The organism is Azotobacter salinestris, assembly GCF_009363155.1.
GTDB lineage: Bacteria > Pseudomonadota > Gammaproteobacteria > Pseudomonadales > Pseudomonadaceae > Azotobacter > Azotobacter salinestris.
This window is the reverse complement of record NZ_CP045302.1, coordinates 2,464,380-2,481,450: the sequence shown is the minus strand read 5'-3', so window position 1 is coordinate 2,481,450 and position 17,071 is coordinate 2,464,380. Positions and strand designations below refer to the sequence as shown.

22 protein-coding genes are annotated in these 17,071 nt (G+C 63.2%); 12 read left to right on the top strand and 10 right to left on the bottom strand.

The window, feature by feature from the left end:
• Positions 1–121 precede the first annotated feature (121 nt).
• Entirely contained in the window at positions 122–865 is a 744-nt protein-coding gene (locus GCU53_RS11595; RefSeq protein ID WP_152387753.1) for a DUF6216 family protein, read from the bottom strand.
• A gap of 197 nt (positions 866–1,062) precedes the next feature.
• On the opposite strand from GCU53_RS11595, the gene GCU53_RS11590 reads away from it, so the two are divergent.
• A complete protein-coding gene (locus tag GCU53_RS11590; protein ID WP_152386219.1) occupies positions 1,063–2,160 on the top strand; it encodes an IS630 family transposase in 1,098 nt (365 codons plus the stop codon).
• 9 nt (positions 2,161–2,169) lie between these two features.
• Here GCU53_RS11590 and GCU53_RS26545 read toward each other — a convergent pair whose 3' ends face one another.
• From GCU53_RS26545 to GCU53_RS11580, 3 genes are all read right to left on the bottom strand, one after another.
• Positions 2,170–2,670 carry an IS5 family transposase gene (locus GCU53_RS26545; protein ID WP_244307155.1) on the bottom strand — a complete coding sequence of 167 codons (501 nt, stop codon included), beginning with the start codon at positions 2,668–2,670 and terminating at the stop codon, positions 2,170–2,172.
• On the bottom strand, positions 2,622–3,023 hold the full coding sequence (locus tag GCU53_RS26540; RefSeq protein WP_152388120.1) for an IS5 family transposase: 402 nt from the start codon (positions 3,021–3,023) through the stop codon (positions 2,622–2,624). Before GCU53_RS26540 ends, GCU53_RS26545 begins: the two co-directional genes overlap by 49 nt.
• 344 nt (positions 3,024–3,367) lie before the next feature.
• On the bottom strand, positions 3,368–3,619 hold the full coding sequence (locus tag GCU53_RS11580; protein WP_152387752.1) for a hypothetical protein: 252 nt from the start codon (positions 3,617–3,619) through the stop codon (positions 3,368–3,370).
• A gap of 205 nt (positions 3,620–3,824) precedes the next feature.
• Between GCU53_RS11580 and cbpA the strand changes: the two genes are divergently transcribed.
• The 5 genes from cbpA to GCU53_RS11555 all read left to right on the top strand — a co-directional run bounded on the left by cbpA (position 3,825) and on the right by GCU53_RS11555 (position 7,792).
• Positions 3,825–4,766 carry a curved DNA-binding protein gene (cbpA, locus tag GCU53_RS11575; protein WP_152387751.1) on the top strand — a complete coding sequence of 314 codons (942 nt, stop codon included), beginning with the start codon at positions 3,825–3,827 and terminating at the stop codon, positions 4,764–4,766.
• Positions 4,763–5,068: a chaperone modulator CbpM gene (locus tag GCU53_RS11570; RefSeq protein ID WP_244306733.1), complete on the top strand. Its 306-nt coding sequence runs from the start codon at positions 4,763–4,765 to the stop codon at positions 5,066–5,068. The genes cbpA and GCU53_RS11570 overlap by 4 nt, the downstream gene beginning before the upstream one ends.
• A gap of 800 nt (positions 5,069–5,868) precedes the next feature.
• Complete coding sequence (locus GCU53_RS11565; RefSeq protein ID WP_152387749.1) at positions 5,869–6,138, top strand: hypothetical protein; 270 nt, start codon at positions 5,869–5,871, stop codon at positions 6,136–6,138.
• A gap of 192 nt (positions 6,139–6,330) precedes the next feature.
• Entirely contained in the window at positions 6,331–7,188 is an 858-nt protein-coding gene (locus tag GCU53_RS11560; RefSeq protein WP_152387748.1) for a glycosyltransferase family A protein, read from the top strand.
• A 109-nt stretch (positions 7,189–7,297) separates the two neighbouring features.
• Positions 7,298–7,792 (top strand): hypothetical protein, encoded by a 495-nt coding sequence (locus GCU53_RS11555; RefSeq protein WP_152387747.1) that lies wholly within the window; start codon positions 7,298–7,300, stop codon positions 7,790–7,792.
• A 15-nt stretch (positions 7,793–7,807) separates the two neighbouring features.
• Here GCU53_RS11555 and GCU53_RS11550 read toward each other — a convergent pair whose 3' ends face one another.
• A complete protein-coding gene (locus tag GCU53_RS11550) occupies positions 7,808–8,329 on the bottom strand; it encodes a CAP domain-containing protein (protein ID WP_152387746.1) in 522 nt (173 codons plus the stop codon).
• A gap of 52 nt (positions 8,330–8,381) precedes the next feature.
• Positions 8,382–9,209, bottom strand: coding sequence for a hypothetical protein (locus GCU53_RS11545; RefSeq protein ID WP_244306732.1), 828 nt, complete (start codon positions 9,207–9,209; stop codon positions 8,382–8,384).
• A 294-nt stretch (positions 9,210–9,503) separates the two neighbouring features.
• Between GCU53_RS11545 and GCU53_RS11540 the strand changes: the two genes are divergently transcribed.
• Positions 9,504–9,665 carry a hypothetical protein gene (locus tag GCU53_RS11540; protein ID WP_244306731.1) on the top strand — a complete coding sequence of 54 codons (162 nt, stop codon included), beginning with the start codon at positions 9,504–9,506 and terminating at the stop codon, positions 9,663–9,665.
• A gap of 51 nt (positions 9,666–9,716) precedes the next feature.
• On the opposite strand, the gene GCU53_RS11535 is transcribed toward GCU53_RS11540, so the two are convergent.
• Both GCU53_RS11535 and GCU53_RS11530 read right to left on the bottom strand, forming a co-directional pair.
• On the bottom strand, positions 9,717–10,268 hold the full coding sequence (locus GCU53_RS11535; protein ID WP_152387744.1) for an ATP-dependent Clp protease proteolytic subunit: 552 nt from the start codon (positions 10,266–10,268) through the stop codon (positions 9,717–9,719).
• A 270-nt stretch (positions 10,269–10,538) separates the two neighbouring features.
• The gene (locus tag GCU53_RS11530) at positions 10,539–10,826 is read right to left on the bottom strand and encodes a con-10 family general stress protein (protein ID WP_152387743.1); all 288 of its coding nucleotides are present in this window, start codon (positions 10,824–10,826) and stop codon (positions 10,539–10,541) included.
• Between the two features lie 433 nt (positions 10,827–11,259).
• On the opposite strand from GCU53_RS11530, the gene GCU53_RS11525 reads away from it, so the two are divergent.
• The gene (locus GCU53_RS11525; RefSeq protein WP_152387742.1) at positions 11,260–11,487 is read left to right on the top strand and encodes a hypothetical protein; all 228 of its coding nucleotides are present in this window, start codon (positions 11,260–11,262) and stop codon (positions 11,485–11,487) included.
• A 44-nt stretch (positions 11,488–11,531) separates the two neighbouring features.
• Here GCU53_RS11525 and GCU53_RS11520 read toward each other — a convergent pair whose 3' ends face one another.
• Positions 11,532–12,338, bottom strand: coding sequence for an endonuclease (locus GCU53_RS11520; protein WP_152387741.1), 807 nt, complete (start codon positions 12,336–12,338; stop codon positions 11,532–11,534).
• Positions 12,339–12,524: 186 nt separating this feature from the next.
• Between GCU53_RS11520 and GCU53_RS11515 the strand changes: the two genes are divergently transcribed.
• From GCU53_RS11515 to GCU53_RS11505, 3 genes are all read left to right on the top strand, one after another.
• Positions 12,525–13,004: a DUF3429 domain-containing protein gene (locus GCU53_RS11515; protein WP_152387740.1), complete on the top strand. Its 480-nt coding sequence runs from the start codon at positions 12,525–12,527 to the stop codon at positions 13,002–13,004.
• A gap of 151 nt (positions 13,005–13,155) precedes the next feature.
• On the top strand, positions 13,156–13,407 hold the full coding sequence (locus GCU53_RS11510) for a hypothetical protein (protein WP_152389868.1): 252 nt from the start codon (positions 13,156–13,158) through the stop codon (positions 13,405–13,407).
• A gap of 210 nt (positions 13,408–13,617) precedes the next feature.
• Positions 13,618–13,809 carry a CsbD family protein gene (locus tag GCU53_RS11505; protein ID WP_152387739.1) on the top strand — a complete coding sequence of 64 codons (192 nt, stop codon included), beginning with the start codon at positions 13,618–13,620 and terminating at the stop codon, positions 13,807–13,809.
• Between the two features lie 123 nt (positions 13,810–13,932).
• On the opposite strand, the gene GCU53_RS11500 is transcribed toward GCU53_RS11505, so the two are convergent.
• Positions 13,933–14,757, bottom strand: coding sequence for an alpha/beta fold hydrolase (locus GCU53_RS11500; RefSeq protein ID WP_152387738.1), 825 nt, complete (start codon positions 14,755–14,757; stop codon positions 13,933–13,935).
• 227 nt (positions 14,758–14,984) lie between these two features.
• On the opposite strand from GCU53_RS11500, the gene GCU53_RS11495 reads away from it, so the two are divergent.
• Positions 14,985–17,021 (top strand): AsmA family protein, encoded by a 2,037-nt coding sequence (locus GCU53_RS11495; RefSeq protein WP_152387737.1) that lies wholly within the window; start codon positions 14,985–14,987, stop codon positions 17,019–17,021.
• The last annotated feature ends 50 nt before the right edge of the window (positions 17,022–17,071 follow it).

Here is a 17,071-nt window from a genome sequence, read left to right as displayed (position 1 = left end):
ATTAAATTCTTTGGTGCGACCTCTATGGCTTGTCGATGCTCTTCATAAAAATCTAATTCAATTTGCTGCATAGAGTGGGTTTTTAATTGCTTGTATAAGCTTTCCGCTGCACGAGAGGCAGTCAAGCTCCGGTTGACGGTGAAAATAAAAAGCAAGCCGATCCCGAAAAGCGACCATCCAATGATTTTCTGAGTTGGCACAATTTTTTTAAGTAGCTCAAGTCATTCTTGTTGGATATTACATTGCATATTACTTGCTTGTCATGTGGGTTGATTTTTGTTTCATTGTTTTCGCATGTTTCGCCATTTATATTCCATGAAAATAAGTCCCAGGACTGTGCCGAGCTTTCAGAAAGCCATAATATTGTTCCTGTTTTTTTGATTTTTAGTAGCGCAGAATCTGATGCGGCAAAAGTTAAAGATGCAGCAATCCAGATCGCAATGACGACGGCTATTAAATTGATTAGGGGCTTTTTGAATTTGCTATTCGGGTCGCGTATTTCTAGATTTTGGATGTCAAAATAATTTCTTGCAATTATCAGTTGCTCTAGGGTAATTCCATGTCTGTCAAGCCAGTCCAAGGTTTCGTGGATTTTGGCGCTGTTGGGAAATCTGATTCCGGTTTTGAATTTGAAGCGCTCAAAGTCTATGACTTTATTCCACTCGGTGCTTAGCTTCTGGTCGTTGAATTCTTTTCCGCCAGCTAGGGTGCTCCATATTCTTTCAAGTATAAAGTTTGTCGATCCCGCGCGTTTCCAGATGTAAGTTACGAGTAAGAGGATTATGGTGGCGGAAAGTAATGGGATTGCACTAACTACCAAGCTGATAACGCTTGAAGCCTCAGAGAGTATTTTTTCTGAATTCATCACTGCCTCAATTGCTAGAGTTTTTCTCAGGATCTGTCAGGAAAATTGATCGATACATTCGGCGAAGTGTGTAAATGTAATTTCGCTCGATAGTTGGGGGGCTTGAAGCCAGGCTTGCTCTAGTGTGGTGAATCACAACTACTCAGGATAAGTCTTGTCTACCGCGGAGCTGGCAGAGTTTTTTCGGAGGGCATGCGATGAAAACAGGCCGCCCAGCCGTTCGGATCGAACTGACCGAACACGAGCATGCCGAACTCACCCGCCGCCGAGCCAGGCACAAGGGGCCTGCCGATATGCAGCTGCGCGCCGAGATCATTCTGTCCTGCGCTCGAGGCGAGTCCGGCTCTTCCATTGCTCGACGGCTCGGCATTACGGCGCAAACCGTTTCGAGGTGGCGCCTTCGCTTCGCCCGTTTGGGCCTGCAAGGCCTCAATGACGAGCCGCGCTCAGGCCGCCCACGCAGCATCAGTGATGAAAAGGTCCAGGAAGTGGTCGACCGGGTGCGGCAGACCCGGCCCGACGATGCCAGCCATTGGAGCTCGCGCCGGATGAGCAAGGCCACCCATATTTCACCGGCGAGCGTACAGCGTATCTGGCGAGCCTTCGGGCTCAAGCCTCACCTGGAGCACACCTTCAAGCTGTCCACCGATCCTGCCTTTGTCGACAAGGTGCAGGATATCGTAGGGCTCTACCTGAATCCGCCGGATAAGGCGCTGGTACTGTGCGTCGATGAGAAAAGCCAGATCCAGGCGCTCAATCGAACACAGCCGGGGCTGCCGCTGGAGCCTGGGTATCCGGCGACCCGTACCCATGATTATCAGCGCCATGGCACGACGTCCTTGTTTGCCGCCCTGGATGTGGCCACCGGCGAGGTGATCGGACGTCTCAAGCGCCGTCACCGCAGCGCAGAATTCCTGGAGTTTCTCAGGGCCATCGAGGAAACGGTCGAGAGCGACAAGGCCATACACCTGATCATGGATAACTATGCCGTGCACAAGACCGACAAGGTGCGTGCCTGGCTTGTCGCACACCCGCGTTATCACGTGCATTTCACCCCGACGTCTGCGTCATGGCTGAATCTGGTGGAGCGCTTTTTCTCGATGCTCACCCAGAAGTGGATAAAGCGCCAGGCCCATACCAGCGTGAAGGATCTCGAGCAGTCCATCGAGTATTACCTGGCGACCTACAACCAGAATCCAAGGCCCTTCCGCTGGCGTAAGGGAGCAGGTGAAATCCTGGCCTCTGTCGGCAGGGCTGCTCGAGCCTTGCAAAGAAATAATGAAGCGAACTTGTGATTCACCACACTAGGGTTTGTCTGAAAAGTCGGCACGTAAGCATTTTTCGATGCAGGCCAGCGTGACCATGGCCTTGAAACTGCTGGCCAGCTTGTCATAACGGGTGCAAAGACGGCGCTTTTCCTTGAGCCAACTGAACAGTCGTTCAATGGCGTTGCGCTTTTGGTACTGCGGTCTGTCAAATAGGCGAGGCAAGCCCGGTCGAGGCTTACGGTGCATCTTGCGTAAGGGAATGATGGGCTTCATGCCATACCGGTCGCAGTATTGGCGCAGGCTTTCGCTGTCGTAGCCTTTGTCAGCCAGTACATACCGGCAGCGCTTGCGCGGACGACCCTGGCTGCCAGGCAGGCTGATCTGCTCAAGCAAGGGCATGAAATAGCGCGAGTCGGCGTCCTGCCCGGGTGAAAGCATCACTGCCAGCGGATACCCGTTGCTGTCACAGGCCAGATGAAGCTTGGTGGTCAGCCCACCACGGCTTCGGCCGAGACATTGGTGCTGCGGCTCTTGCAGGCCCCTTTTTTTCTCGCACCGCTGGCGGCTCTGGTGGCCCGAATCGACGTTGAGTCGACCATCCAGGTATCCAGGTCGATAAAGCCGTCCTCACGCAGACGCAGATGCAGATGCCGCAGCACCTGCTCGAAGGTGCCGTTGTCACGCCACAGCCTGAAGCGCTGATATACCGTCTTCCAGGGGCCATAACGCTCGGGAAGATCGCGCCACTTGGCCCCTGAGCACAGAATCCAGAAGATGCCGTTGAGCATCTGGCGGTCATCTCGCCGGGGGCGGCCCATGCGTTGAGGGGGAGAAACGATGGCTTCGATCATCGCCCAGCGCTGGGCAGAAATCTCGTAACGGCCTGACATGGCTGCGCTCGGAACAACGGAGGCGGCATTTTAGCCAAATCGACTTTTCAGACAAACCCTAGCCAGAGGACAGAGCAGTCTGAAAGACTCTGCAGCAAGGTAGCCCGAATTCCATCCCGTGGAAAACACTTCGCGATTTTCCACTCTACGCCGGAGTGTCGGGTTGGGTAGGGTGGACAACGCTCCGCTTGTCCACCATTCGCCTTCAGGCCCCGACGCGGGAGGGGCCTCGGCAAAGGCTCGGACAGGCTGCTGCGGAAGCTCGCTCGATATCTGTATCGGGCGAGTTCTTGTAAAGCCTGAGAAGAACATGGCGCGGCGCGCTGCACCGCGCCCCTATGCCCTCACACGCACAGGCCCCGCCGCGGCCGGAGCGGCTGGCCCTCTGCATGCCCATTTTCCGTCAACTGCTGCCGGTACGCTGCCAGGCGTTGCTTGCGCTCGTCCGGGCCGAGTTCGTGCCAGCCATCGAACAGCGCATCGTCGCCGGGCGCGTCCTGAGCGGACCCGGATCGGCGCGGCCGGGTTGCCAGGTACAGGGAAACCACAAGAAGGATCACCACCAGGGTGGCGGAAACAGTCGGACTGAAGATCATCGACTCCTCCTGATGCAGGGGCTTTCAATAGGTTCCTACATATGAGCTTGCGTCACTATGACGCAGCAAGGGCGTTGCAGGCAATCGACTTACGTCTGGTAGGGGTATGGCGGGCCGCTGCATCGGCCTGCAACCGCCTTCTGCATCGATCCGCCCCCGTCTGGTGCACCTAGACTGAAAGCAGCCCAGAACCAGGGGAGCTTCCATGGAGTTCAAGGACTATTACACGATGCTCGGCGTCGAGCCCACGGCCGACGAGAAAACCATCAAGACGGCCTACCGCCGGCTGGCGCGCAAGTACCACCCGGACATGAACAAGGAGGCCGGCGCGGAGAACCGGTTCAAGGAGGTGGCCGAGGCCTACGAGGTGCTGAGCGATGCGGAGAAGCGCGCCGAGTACGATCGGCTACGTCAATACGGCCATGCCGGCGAGCAGTTCGAGGTGCCGCCGGGCTGGCAGCGGGCAGGAGGCTTCGGGGGTATGCACGAGCATTTCGGCGGCGATTTTTCCGACTTCTTCGAGGCGATCTTCGGCGGCCGGCCGGGCGCCCATCCGCATGCGCGGCCGGCCCGGCGGGGGCGCGACATCGAGCTGGAGATGCCGGTGTTCCTCGAGGAAACCCTGGTCGAGCACCGCAAGCCGCTCGACTACCTGGTGCCGGCCTTCGACGAGCACGGCCGGCGCATCAACCAGTCGAAGAGCCTCAACATCAAGATTCCCGCCGGCGTCGCCGACGGCGAACGCATCCGCCTCAAGGGCCAGGGGGCGCCGGGCGTCAACGGCGGGCCGAGCGGCGATCTGTACCTGACCGTCCGCCTGGCGCCCCATCCGATCTTCGACGTCGACGGCCGCGACCTCCTCCTCACCGTACCCCTGGCGCCCTGGGAGGCGGCGCTGGGCGCGCGGATCGAGGTGCCGACGCTGATCGGGCGCATCAACCTGAGCATCCCGCCGGACACCCAGACGGGCCAGCGCCTGCGCATCAAGGGCAAGGGCCTGAAGGGCAGGCAGGGCGAGGGCGATCTCTATGCCGTGCTGAAGGTGGTGATGCCGGTGCACAGCGACGAACGCGCCCGCCAGCTGTGGGCCGAGCTGCGCGATGCGGCGGGCTTCGAGCCGCGCAGTCAATGGAGCAAGCAAGCATGACTACGACCCTGACCGTGCAACTGACCCTGGAGGAATGCAGCCAACTGGTCGAGGCGCCGGCCGCCAGCCTGATCGAGATCGTCGAATACGGCATCGTCGATCCGGACGGCGGCAGCCCCCGCGACTGGCGCTTCGATGCCGTCGCCCTGGGCCGGCTGCGCCAGGCGCTGCGCCTGCAGCGCGAGCTGGAGCTCGACTGGCAGGCCGTGGCCGTGACCCTGGACCTGCTCGACGAGGTGGCGCGCCTGAAGGCCGAGAACGAGAGCCTGAGACGGCGCCTGCTGAGATTCATGGAGTATTAGGGGCGGTACGGGGCGGGCGGAATCGCTCTCCCATATCCTGTCCGGGCTTGCGCGGGCACACCAGCGGCGCTCTCTGCACAGGGGAGGCAGGCCCGTTCACCGCTGCCCTGGCCCGCGGGGCAACGGGCTTTTCGGCTGCGGCGGTCCGCCCTTCAGCGATCATCGCCGCGCATGCGGGCGGCCTTGCTCGGCATGGCGTTTCAGGGTCGGTAGCCGGGGCGGCTCGCCCATCGGGACGTCGCCGCCGGGCAACTGTCCCGGCGCGGCCTGTACCCGGCAGGCGGCACAGGGTTCTTTTCTTGATTTCCCGGTCATGGCCACAGCAGGGGCATATGAAAAATAGGATTCTTCCCTAATCAATGTATTGATAACGAATACCGTAAGGATTTTGCATCAGCAGGGTCCTGTATGTGCCCGCCGTAATTGTCGCGCCCGGATGACCTGGCCGGAGGCGGAGTTCTTGGTAGGCCATGCGTGAAAGCCAAGTTCCCCGAGCCAACTTCGACCGTGGCACTTTTATTTGGAAGCCTCTCCAGTTGGGACTGGCGTATTAATCAAATGACGGTGCGCTTTCACGAATTATTCACGGCTCGCACGGGTCTTCCACAAAATTTTTACGCCTGAGGAAGGTTAAACTTCTAGATAGTGTGGTCATTGTTCGGGAGTTCAATAGCGATAGACAACCGTTCGTCGCCAAATTCACCCGTAAAGAGCAGTTTTTTCATTTTAATACTTAACTACTGAGAGTCGGGCGGGCTTGACCAGCCTATCGCATCATCATGCTCTGGAGTCGAATGAAGATGAATGGAATTGCACGTTGTGCTTATCGGCGCCTGGAATTGGCACATGTCTATCGCGATATCGCTAATGAGCTGTGCGGTGAGGCCGGGGATAGTGGAACGGCAAGATTCTTCAAGAAAAGAGCCTACTACGAGAAGGCCCGAGCCCATGCCTTGCTTGAAATGTCGATAAATACCTCCGGCAGCAAGTCGATGGAATTGCCATGGACGCCTGGCAATTCGTTGTCGAGGGTGCCGGAAAATGAAGACTTTTATGCCGTGTCGATGTGATGTCCCGGAGTCGATAGGGACCGGAGGCGTGCCGAGGAGGTATCGGGCGGCGTGCCGGTCGGAGTGACCTCCTGATCTCCGCCCGAATACCCGTCGGCATGAGTTCATGCCTGCGTGGAGGCAGGTTTTGTAGGGGGTTGCCTGAAGGAGCCGATCTGAAAGGCGTATTGGTTGATCGAGGCAATGAAATACATGAGCACTATTGCCGTGAATATCACAACCACGCACGACAGGCTGGATCTGTGCTCGCAGACGGTATGGTCGCTGTTGAACCAGTCGCTCCTTCCCGACCGGATAGTGGTCTGGGTTTCCAGAGAGGCCTACCTGATGGATACCGGGGTAGACGAGGAGCCGGCCTGGGTTGGGGAGTTGAACAAGATAAGGGATATCGTGGAGTTCAGATGGACCCCCAATACCGGTCCGTATAGAAAGTTGTTTCCCGCCCTCGGCGAGGCCGGTGAGGAGCAGATCATCGTCTATGCAGACGACGATGTCGTCTACAAAGCGCACTGGCTCAAGCTGCTGGTCGCCAAGTTTCGGACGCATCGTGAAGAAAAGATCATCGCCTCGCGGGTCAGGCTCAGCAGACGAAACATCTTCGGTCGCCACAAGACATACATGCTCTGGCCTGTGATCAAGAAGGAGACCGAACTCGATGCCGGTTACCTGATCACCGGGGTGGGCGGAGTCATTCTCAAGAAGCGTCATATCAAGGAGTGTTTTCTAGGCAATCAGGATTACCTGAGCATTTGCCCGCAGACGGACGACCTGTGGATAAGCGAGATAGTCGCGAGGTCCGGAACGCCCGTCGTGGCCTATCCGGAGGCCATGCGCGAGGTGTTCCTCATCAAGCACGAGCATGGCCTGTCGAAGCAGAACCGGGTGGCCTCGAGGAGCTCCATCGACAAGTTCTTCAACCAGCTCAGGATAAACACGCTCGGCTGGCTGGGGATTTCGGTCTGCAACAACGACGAGTCGTTCAAGAGGATCAAGAGGTACTTCGAGAGACAGGCAGCGTCTGCCTGTGGTCCTCGCCGGATCGCCATATGACGCAGTGCCGGGTATCCGCCGCGGCAGGCAAGCGGTAGGCCTCATTCCGAGCCCTTGCCAATCCGGCTTCTGCGCAGGCGCGCGGGAGCACGACCGAGCCTGCCTGGACATGTCGCTGGATACCCATCAATCCGTCTACCGCGAGCAGTTGCTGGAGCACCTGCTGATCGGGGAGTTGCTCAAGCTTTCGTGGCTTCGTCATGGCGCCACCCTCGAGGTCTCGAAAGCGTCGCTGGACCGGGCCGGGCACGATATCGTGCTGGAGGCCAACGGGGTCATGCGCCATGTGCAGCTCAAGAGCTCGGCCGTCGATGCGTCAGCGGCCAGCCAGAAGATTCACGTCGGCCTGGGAGCCAAGCCTTCCGGCTGCGTGATCTGGATCTGCTTCGACTCCGCAACCCTGCAGCTCGGCCCCTTCCTGTTCTTCGGCGGTGCACCGGGAGAGCCGCTGCCGCCGCTGGGGGATTTCCGGGTGGCGCGGCATACCAAGGCCAATGCCCTGGGCGTCAAGGCGGAGCGGCCCAACATCCGGGTCATTCCCAAGGGGCGGTTTCGGAGGGTCGAGTCCGTGGAGGCGTTGCATCGGGCCTTGTTCGGTATCTGAACAGGCAACAGCGCCTCAGTACGGCGCCTGCCCCAGGTAGTTGCCCGCCGGCTCGTAATTGCACACCACGATCATCCGGTTGCTGCACTGGCTGCGGGCGCAGCCGAGCCGGCGGGTCTTGTGCCAGACCATCTGGGTGTAGTGGCCGATGCCTTTCATGGTGTTCAGCTTCAGCACGCCGCCCCTGTAGAGCTTCTTCTCCCGCTCCCAGGCCAGGGCGGCATCCTTCACGCCGTAGTAGCCGGCGGTGCCCATGAACAGGTTTTCCCCGTACCTGGAGCCGCGGCTGTGCTGCATGCGGCAACTGCCGGCAGCGAGCTGGTCGGCCCAGCGCTGGGCGGTGCCGGCGACCTGCGCCGACCATTGCAGGGGCGCGACCCCGACATCCGCCCGGGCGCGGTTGTGCTCGCGCAGCAGGGTCTGCACCTCGTTCGCGCCGAGGCGCGAGCCGGCGGCGGGCGGTTGCTGGGCGAAGGCGCCTGTACGGGCGGACAGCAGCAGGGCGGCGAGACAGAGTGGGAAATAGCAGGCAGGCATGGGAGAGGTTTCGTGCTGGAGGGTTGCCGAGTCGGTGGTTGCGATTGTGCCATCATCCGGCGGGCGGGCCTTCGCGCAGGTAGCCACCGGCGTAGCCGCGGACCGGACTGCCATAGACATCGGCCAGGCCGAGCACGTTGCGGGCGAACTCCATCCAGGCTTCCAGCATCTCGGGGGTGCCGTTCAGCGCGCCGACCTTGATCCGTCTGGAGCGCGGCTCGGCCAGGGTGTACATCACGGCGATGCCGAGGATGGCGGAGGCTTCGGAGATTTCCGGGATTTCCCGGTCCAGGGCGTCGGCGAATTCGAAGCGGCCCACGCGCAGCCGCTCGAGCGATTGCAGCTGGGCGATGGCCGCCTCGATGCGCTCGGCCAGCAGCTCGGGGCTGACTTTCTGCCAGGCCGCGCGGGAGGCCAGCCGCCAGGCGCGCATCTGCTCGGGTGCGATGCCGGGGCAGCGGCCGAGATAGGCAGCGTTCAGGCAGTGGTCGGCGGCGGCGGCCAGGCGCAGCTCCTGAGAGGGCTCGATGCCGAGCAGGCTGCAGACCTGGCCGAGCGAGGCGCCCTCCCAGAAGCGCTCGGGCGGCATGCTGAAGCCGGGGTCGCCCTCGCGGTGATGGTCGACCACCCTATCCCGCGGCACGCTGTCGTCGGCCAGCGCGCATTCGACCCAGACGATGGGGCCGCGATGCTGGCCCGGCCGCGCCGAGGTCCGCTCGGCGGCATAGGCATTGCCGGCATGGACACGCCGTTCCCCGGCCATGGCATAGGCGACCTTGTGCCCGGCCCGGTGGACCAGGCCCTCGATGATCGTCATCTCGGGGTCGCGTGCGCCGAGCACGAACAGGTACTGCATGATCGGCCTCAGGGGAGTGGTCAAGGCATGTTCACCCTACGCGAATTCGGTCTTGCGGGGCGATGGGAGAGTCGCCTGCGTGGGTTTCGCCAAAGCTTGCGTGCCGCCGGCGGGTGGTGCGAATACGCAGGCCACCCGGGCGGACCGGCCGCGCAGGACGCCGGGTCCAGCCTCGGGACGGACGGTCATGCCCCTCTCGAACGCTTCGATCCCGCCGCCTCTCTAATTCATCAAGGCCCTATTCGAGCCGGGCCGGCGGAGGTGGTTATGAGTCATGGGCGAGGCAGAGAAATATCGTATCCGGGGCCCTGTGACCCCATGAGCCGGGGGCGCTCCGAGCTGAACCCGGACGACGACGAGTCCAGTGTCGACGAGGGCGAGATCCCGCCGAACTCCTACGACGAAGCGGTGATAAGGCACGAGGAGCGGGGAGAAATGGAGCCGGAGCACGTGGAGCGGGAAGAGCAGAACCCGTGCTGAAACCCTGAGGCGGGTGCGCCACGGCGCCGCGAGTCGCTTCGCGTCGCCGTGTCAGGAGTGGATGCACCAGCTGGTCGTGTTGGCGGACATGCCGGCGTCTTCGATGGCATGGATGAGGCCGGCCGAGATGGCCTCGTCGGGGGTGAGGATCTTCGAGTCGGCGGTCAGGTACTGGGAAACGTCCAGAGGGTCCATGGCGCCGAGGGTGCGTTCCGCGACGATGCGTGCATAGAGGACCCGGTCGAAGTCCAGGCTCATAGCGTATTCGGACATCCTGGCGTGGTCGACCGAGCCGTGGATGGTCCAGTGGAAGGGGTGAAAGAGGAACTTGCTGTGCTGACAGGCGGTGCGTCGTTGCCCGGCGAGAAAGATGATATTGCCCATGGACTCGACGGTGCCGAGATTATGGGTATTGACCGGCACGGGAAGAGAGAGCAGAAAGTTATAAAGAGAAAAGCCGTAACTGCATTCTCCGCCCATGGTGGCGATCTTTATGGTGATCTCGGAGGCATCCTGCTTTATGGCCTGGGAGCACTTGTTGATAAGCTGCCCGCACGTCGAGGAGTTTATCGGACCCGTGAAGTGGATGATGTGACTGGTCATCTATTACTACTCTCGTGGTTGGCGTCACCATGGCTCTTCATGACATTCGCCATGTTCCTGCTCCGGCATCTTCTGTTTTGCGACTGGTGCCGTCGCCTCTTGCTGGGATGCGGTCCCACTGCCCGGATGACCGCTACCCTTCGAACGGGCCATGACGCTGGCAGGGGCTTGCCTCCGATACTTCGAGTCATGGAAACCTTGAATGCTCGGGAACAGCCTTGCTCAGGCCATGGGGGATGAGCGGAAGCCGAAGCTTCCGCTCTGCCCGGGTCAGCTCTTGCGGCCGCCGCCGTGGCTGCGCTGGCCGCCTTTGCGGCCGGCCTCGGAGGCCTTTTCGCGGTCGTTCGCGAAATTTCCACCGCTGTTGTGACCGCCCTTGCTGCCGGCTTCGGAAGCGCGCTCCGGATCGTTCCTGAAGTTGCCTCCGCTCTGCTGGCCGCCCTTGCTGCCGATTTCCTGGTAGAACTCGCGGTCATGGGTGGCGGCAGTTGTCTCACCGCCCTTGCGGCCCGCTTCGCTTACACTCATCTTACCTTTGTTACCTTTATCTTCAGTCATGACGACCTCCAATCAGTTAGGCAAACAACAAGTAGAGTGCCTCGCTTCGTTTACCCTTATCAGCGACACTCACTGTTATGGAGTCGCATTGGCGCAGGCAGTTCCACCTTTTTTCCGGTGCGATCCATATCGCACAGGGTGATGCGTTCTTCGCTGGCACTGGTTCTACCGGCTATCCCGCTGCGTGCCGATAAAGACGGCTCCATTGATTTGGCAGAATAGCTGCCTGATATCAGGTCTTCCAATCTTCGCCCGCCGCTTCGCCTCGATATGCAAAAGGCATTCGAAATAACCCTTCGGACTTTATATGTATCGGTGGTTGTCCGGCACCGAGCATGTTGTGCTCCGTCATCGTGACGGACGGTCGCAAGGCCCCCGAACGCCCGTGTCCCGCCGACCCTCTAAGCCATGGAGACTCTCTCGGGAGGTGCTTATGAACAGCGATCGAGACAAGACCACCCCCTATCCGGGATCGCCCGGCCCGCTGAGTCCGGGGCGCACCGACCTGAACCCGGACAGGGAGCCGGGCATCGACGAACTGCCCGGCAACGAAGGCGAGATCCCGCTGGAGCCCAACGACGAGACGGTGGTGGAGCGCGAGCAGATCGACATGGACCCGGACAGGCAGGCGGAGCTGGACGATCAGCCCAACCCGCGTTGAGACCGGGGATTTCCGGGCGGGCGGCCCGGCGCAGGGCGTTCCGCTCAGCGCTTCAGCAGGGCGCCGAGGGCATCGCCCAGACCGTCCGGCACGATGCGCCGGACGGTGCCGAGCAGGCCGGTCATGAGCCCGTCGACGCCGCACCGCCACAATTCGACCTCGCCGACGTAGGGGTTGCCCCAGCCCATCTGGCAGGCGACTTCCTGGTTGCGCCGGCGCTCCTGGGCGGTGACCGGGTACTGGCGGTTCCAGGCCTCGTACAACTGGCGGTCCTGCCGGGACAGGCGCAGCCTGTAACGGTCGTGCATGTACAGGTAGATGCGCGCCACGGCGCCGCGCACCTCCTCGCGCGGCATGGCCTTGCGTGCCTGGAAGTCGACGACCATCCGGCACTGGCCGTACTGGCCGGTCGCCTTGTCCAGCATGCCGAAGGCGAAGTTGCTGCGGTCGCCGTTGACCTCGCCGATCGCCGGCACCAGGTTGTGCAGGTCAGCCTCGGCCCGCGCGAAGACCGGATCGTTGGCGGTGCAGTGGTCGCGTCCGCCCTTCTTCCAGCACTGGCGCTGATGGCCGATGACCCAGGCGGGCACCACGTGCTCCCACTCCAGCCGGCTGGCGCGCTGCGGATTCTTGCGCGGGCGGTAGCCGCAACTGGCGAGGTCGACGCGATTGCCCTGGTAGCGGCAGCCGCAATAGAAGGTCAGCGGCTCGTCGGCATGGATGTCCTGGGCGATCTTCTTCGCTGCGCCGAAGGTCTCGGGGGGGCCTATATCGGTGAAATGGACGCCGGCAACGGCCAGTACGATGCCGGAAAGCAGGGACGCTATCTTCTTTGCAGCCGAGTTGTTCATCGACGTGGTTCCATCAGTCGATCGGGGAGGGGCGACGATTCTAGCGAGGCCGTCGTCCCCCTATCCATCGGCCCGGTCCCACGCGGGCCTGCGGGGAGCGGCGAATGGGCGGCGGGAGACGGGGCCGGCTCCATGGCGGCAGGCCATGACCGGCTGGCGTGCCATGCTTGAGGACGAGGGATACCGATGCCCCTGAACCACAATGCCCATCCCCCGTATCTGAGCCGCCTGCTGGGGTTCGCCGGGCTACTCCCCTTCGTCGTCGGCGCGCTGGCCCTGTGGCTCGTTCCTGCGAACTGGAAGCCGCTGGTGCTGACTGCGCTGCTGAACTACGCGGCGGTGATCCTTTCCTTCATGGGCGCCATCCACTGGGGGCTGGCCATGTGCGCTGGCGCCGACCGGGGCGACAGGCGGGCGCTGGCCCAGCTGGGGCTGTCGGTCATTCCGCCGCTGGTCGGCTGGCTGGCGGTGTCGTTCCGGCTGTCGGTGGCCGTGGCTATTCCGCTGCTGCTGCTGGCCTTCGTCCTGCTGTATCTGGCCGACCTGCAGGCGATTCGCCTGGGGCTGGCGCCGGCCTGGTATCGGCAGCTGCGCAAGCCGCTGACCATCGCCGTCACCGTCAGCCTGCTGGTCGCCTGGGGCGGCGTCCTGTTCGCGGCGCAATGACGGCAGGCGCCGAGCGGCGGAGCACTTTTGCAGGGGCGGACGGTCACAGCAAAAATATGTAATAAGCTGTTACGAATCGCACTGCCAGGGAGGGCGGCTGATGATACTGGGTATCGTACTTTTCGTTTTTTTCACCTGTGTTGCCTTGTTCATGCTCGGGGTCTGTCTGGGGCGCTGGCTGCGTACCCCTGCTCCCCCGCAGGAGAGCCTGGAGGACGATGCCGGGCTGTTCGCCGGCTGGGACGGGCTCTCGGCCGTGGAGCGCAAGCGGCGCCTGGCGCTGTACCAGCAGCGCGTGCTGGCGCGCAGCGCCGAGCAGGAGAAGGCCTGGCTGCAGGCGCGGATGCGCGAGTGCCTGGTGAAAGATCAGGATGAACAGCCACGTACCGCGCGAGGCCTTTAGATCTCATCACCTACCTGGCCATTGCCCGGCTTCTTCGGACATGACGGCTTGCAGCTCCCTCTCCCGGCCGGGGAGAGGGGGGATAGACGCGCAACTGCCGTCCCGCCTTTCCCGGCGCCACGCCTCTACCGTTCGTCCGGCTTCACCAAACTATCGCTTCGCCGTGCCGGTCCATTCAGGTGTCACTCATTGAAATAAGGAGACGACAAAATGGGCAGCACTTCCGACAAGATCAAAGGCAATGCCAACGAAGCCGCCGGCAAGATCAAGAAGGGGGTCGGTGGCGCCACCGACAATCCGGCCCTGGAAAACGAAGGCCGCGCTCAGGAGTCCCGGGGCAAGGGCCAGCAGGTGAAAGGCGAGGTCAAGGACTCGATCAAGCGCGGTATCGATCGGGCCTGAGTTTAGGGGCGGCGCAACGGACCGGACACATCCCCTGCACATCGGTCCATACACCACGACGCCGCCCAGCCCCCGCTTCTGTCAATGCCCGCGAAAGCGGGCATTGTCTTGTCCGGGCCCCCCTCAGCCCTCGATGACGAAGCGCAGCAGGTCGTGGTTGAAGCGCTCGACCTCGATCTGCGCCAGGCCGTGCGAGCCGCCCGGGTAGACGCTCAGCACGGCGTTCGGCACCAGCTGCGCGGCGCGCCTGGCCGAGGCCTCGATCGGCACGATCTGGTCGTCGTCGCCGTGCACGATCAAAGTCGGCACGTCGATCTTCTTCAGGTCCTCGGTGAAGTCGGTTTCGGAGAACTGCGCGATGCAGTCGTGGACCGGCTTGATCCCGGCGCTCATGCCCTGCAGCCAGAAGGCGTCGCGCAGGCCTTCGGACGCCTTCGCCCCCGGGCGGTTGAAGCCGTAGAAGGTGGTCGGCAGATCCTTGAGGAACTGCGCGCGGTTCTCCAGGACGCCCTGGCGGATGCCGTCGAACACCTCCTTCGGCACCCCGTCGGGATTGTCGGCGGTCTTCAGCATCAGGGGCGGCACCGCGCCCAGCAGCACCACCTTGGCGACCCGCGCCGTGCCGTGGCGGCCGATGTAGCGGGCCACCTCGCCGCCGCCGGTGGAGTGGCCGACCAGCACGGCGTCGTGCAGGTCCAGCGCTTCCAGCAGCTCGGCCAGGTCGTCGGCGTACTGGTCCATGGTGTTGCCGTCCCAGGTCTGTTCCGAACGGCCGTGGCCGCGGCGGTCGTGGGCGATCACCCGGTAGCCGCGCTGGCCGAGAAACAGCATCTGGGCATCCCAGGCATCGGCGCAGAGCGGCCAGCCGTGGGAGAAGACGATCGGCTGGCCCGATCCCCAGTCCTTGTAGAAGAGGGTGGTGCCGTCTTGGAGCGTCAGGATGGACATGTGCGGATTTCCTCGTGTGGGCTGTGGCCGTACTGGCGTTGCCTCGGAAGGGCGAAGCCTCCCTGCCCGCCAGCACCCCGGCCGGGGCTACCGATTACGACTCCACGGACGAGCGATGGTGCGGGCCGAAGACCATTCATCACTGCGGGAGGAGTCATCGCCGCCTTCCGCCAGTCGATACAAAAAAACGTTGCCCGCGCCGCAGGCCCGGGCAGCCGGAGAACGGCATGGCACGTAGCGGAAAGATCCTCGCCTGGGTACTGGGCGGTCTGGCGGTCTTGATCGCCGCCCTGGTCGTGCTCGTCGCGACCTTCGACTGGAACCGGCTCAAACCGCGGATCAACGCGCAGGTTTCCGAGGCCCTGAACCGCCCCTTCGCCATCGAGGGCGACCTGGCGGTGAGCTGGCGGCGCCCGGCGCAGGAGTCCGGCTGGCAGGCCTGGGTGCCCTGGCCGCACATCAGCGCCGAGGCGCTGCGCCTGGGCAATCCGGAGTGGGCCGACAGCGAGCATTTCGTCACCCTCGAGCGGGTCGAGCTGAACCTGTCGCCGCTGGCCCTGCTGGGCAAGACCGTGCGCATCCCGCACATCGTGCTGACCGGGCCGGACGCCAACCTGGAGCGGCTGGCCGACGGCCGCGCCAACTGGACCTTCGACCAGGACGACAAGGCCGAGGACAAGGAACCCTCGCCCTGGACCCTGGACATCGGCACCGTCCAGTTCGACCGCGCCCGGCTGCGGGTGGACGACCAGGTGCTCAAGGCCGATCTAGAGGCGGAGGTCGCGCCCCTCGGCGCGCCGATTCCCTTCGAGCAGATCGTCGGCGAGGCCCAGGCCGAGCGCGCCATCGGCGAGGGCGCCCGGCCCCAGGACTACGCCTTCGCCTGGACGGCGCAAGGCCGCTACCAGGGCCAGCCGCTCTCCGGCGAAGGCAAGGTCGGCGGGCTGCTAGCCCTGCAGGACGCCGGGCTGCCGTTTCCCGTGCAGGTCGACCTGCGCGCCGGGAAAACCCGCTTCCGCGCCGAGGGCACCCTGGTCTCGCCGCGCAAGCTCAGCGCCCTGGACCTGCGTCTGCGCCTGTCGGGCGACAGCCTGGCCAACCTCCATCCCTTGATCGGCGTGACCCTGCCGGACACCGCCGCCTATTCCACCGGGGGACGGCTGACCGCCGACCTGCGCGACCCGGAAAGCGCCGAATACCGCTACCGCGATTTCAGCGGCAAGATCGGCGACAGCGACATTCACGGCAACCTCGCCTACGTGGCGAGCAAACCACGGCCCAAACTGTCCGGCGAGCTGACCTCCAAGCAGCTGCTGTTCCGCGACCTCGGCCCGCTGATCGGCGCCGACACCGAGGACGAGGAGTCCAAGCAGCCGCCGAACAAGGCCCTGCCGGTGGAGGAGTTCCGCACCGAGCGCTGGCGCGACATGGACGCCGACGTGCGCTTCGAGGGCAAGCGCATCGTCCGGCGCAAGGCGCTGCCGATCACCGACCTGTCCACCCACGTGCAGCTCGAGAACGGCAGATTGCGCCTCGACCCGCTGCGCCTGGGCGTTGCCGGCGGACGCCTGGACACCACGGTCGCCCTCGACGGCCGGCAGACGCCCCTGGACGGCCGGGTGCGGATGAGCATCCGCGGTCTCGAGCTCAAGCGCCTGTTCCCCACCGTCGAGACCATGCGCGACAGCCTCGGCGAGCTGAACGGCGACGCCCGCCTGAGCGGCACCGGCAACTCGGTGGCGGCCCTGCTCGGTTCGGCCGACGGCGAGCTGAAGCTTTTGGTCAACGATGGCACCATCAGTCGCGCGCTGATGGAGCTCGCCGGGCTGAACGTCGGCAGCTACATCGTCGAGCGCCTGTTCGGCGACGAGGAGGTGGCGATCAACTGCGCAGCGGCGGATATCGGCTTCAAGAACGGCCTGGCGACCCCGCGGCTGTTCGTCTTCGACACGGAGAACGCGGTGGTCAACGTCGACGGCTCGGTCGACTTCAAGAGCGAGAAGATGGACCTCGACATCGTGCCCAAGTCCAAGGGCGTGCGGATCATCTCGCTGCGCTCGCCGCTGTACGTGCGCGGCACCCTCAAGGACCCGGACCCGGGCGTGCATTCCGAAGGCCTGATCGCGCGCGGTGCCGGCATGGTGGTGCTCGGCGCCACCGTCGCTCCGGTGGCCGGCCTGCTCGCGCTCATCGCACCCAGCGCCGAGCAGCCGAACCGCTGCAGACCCATGCTCGAGCAGATGAGGACCAGCCAGGCGGATTGAGGGCCGCCTTCGCCCCTCTCCCCAACCCTCTTCCGGGGGAGAGGGGCAGG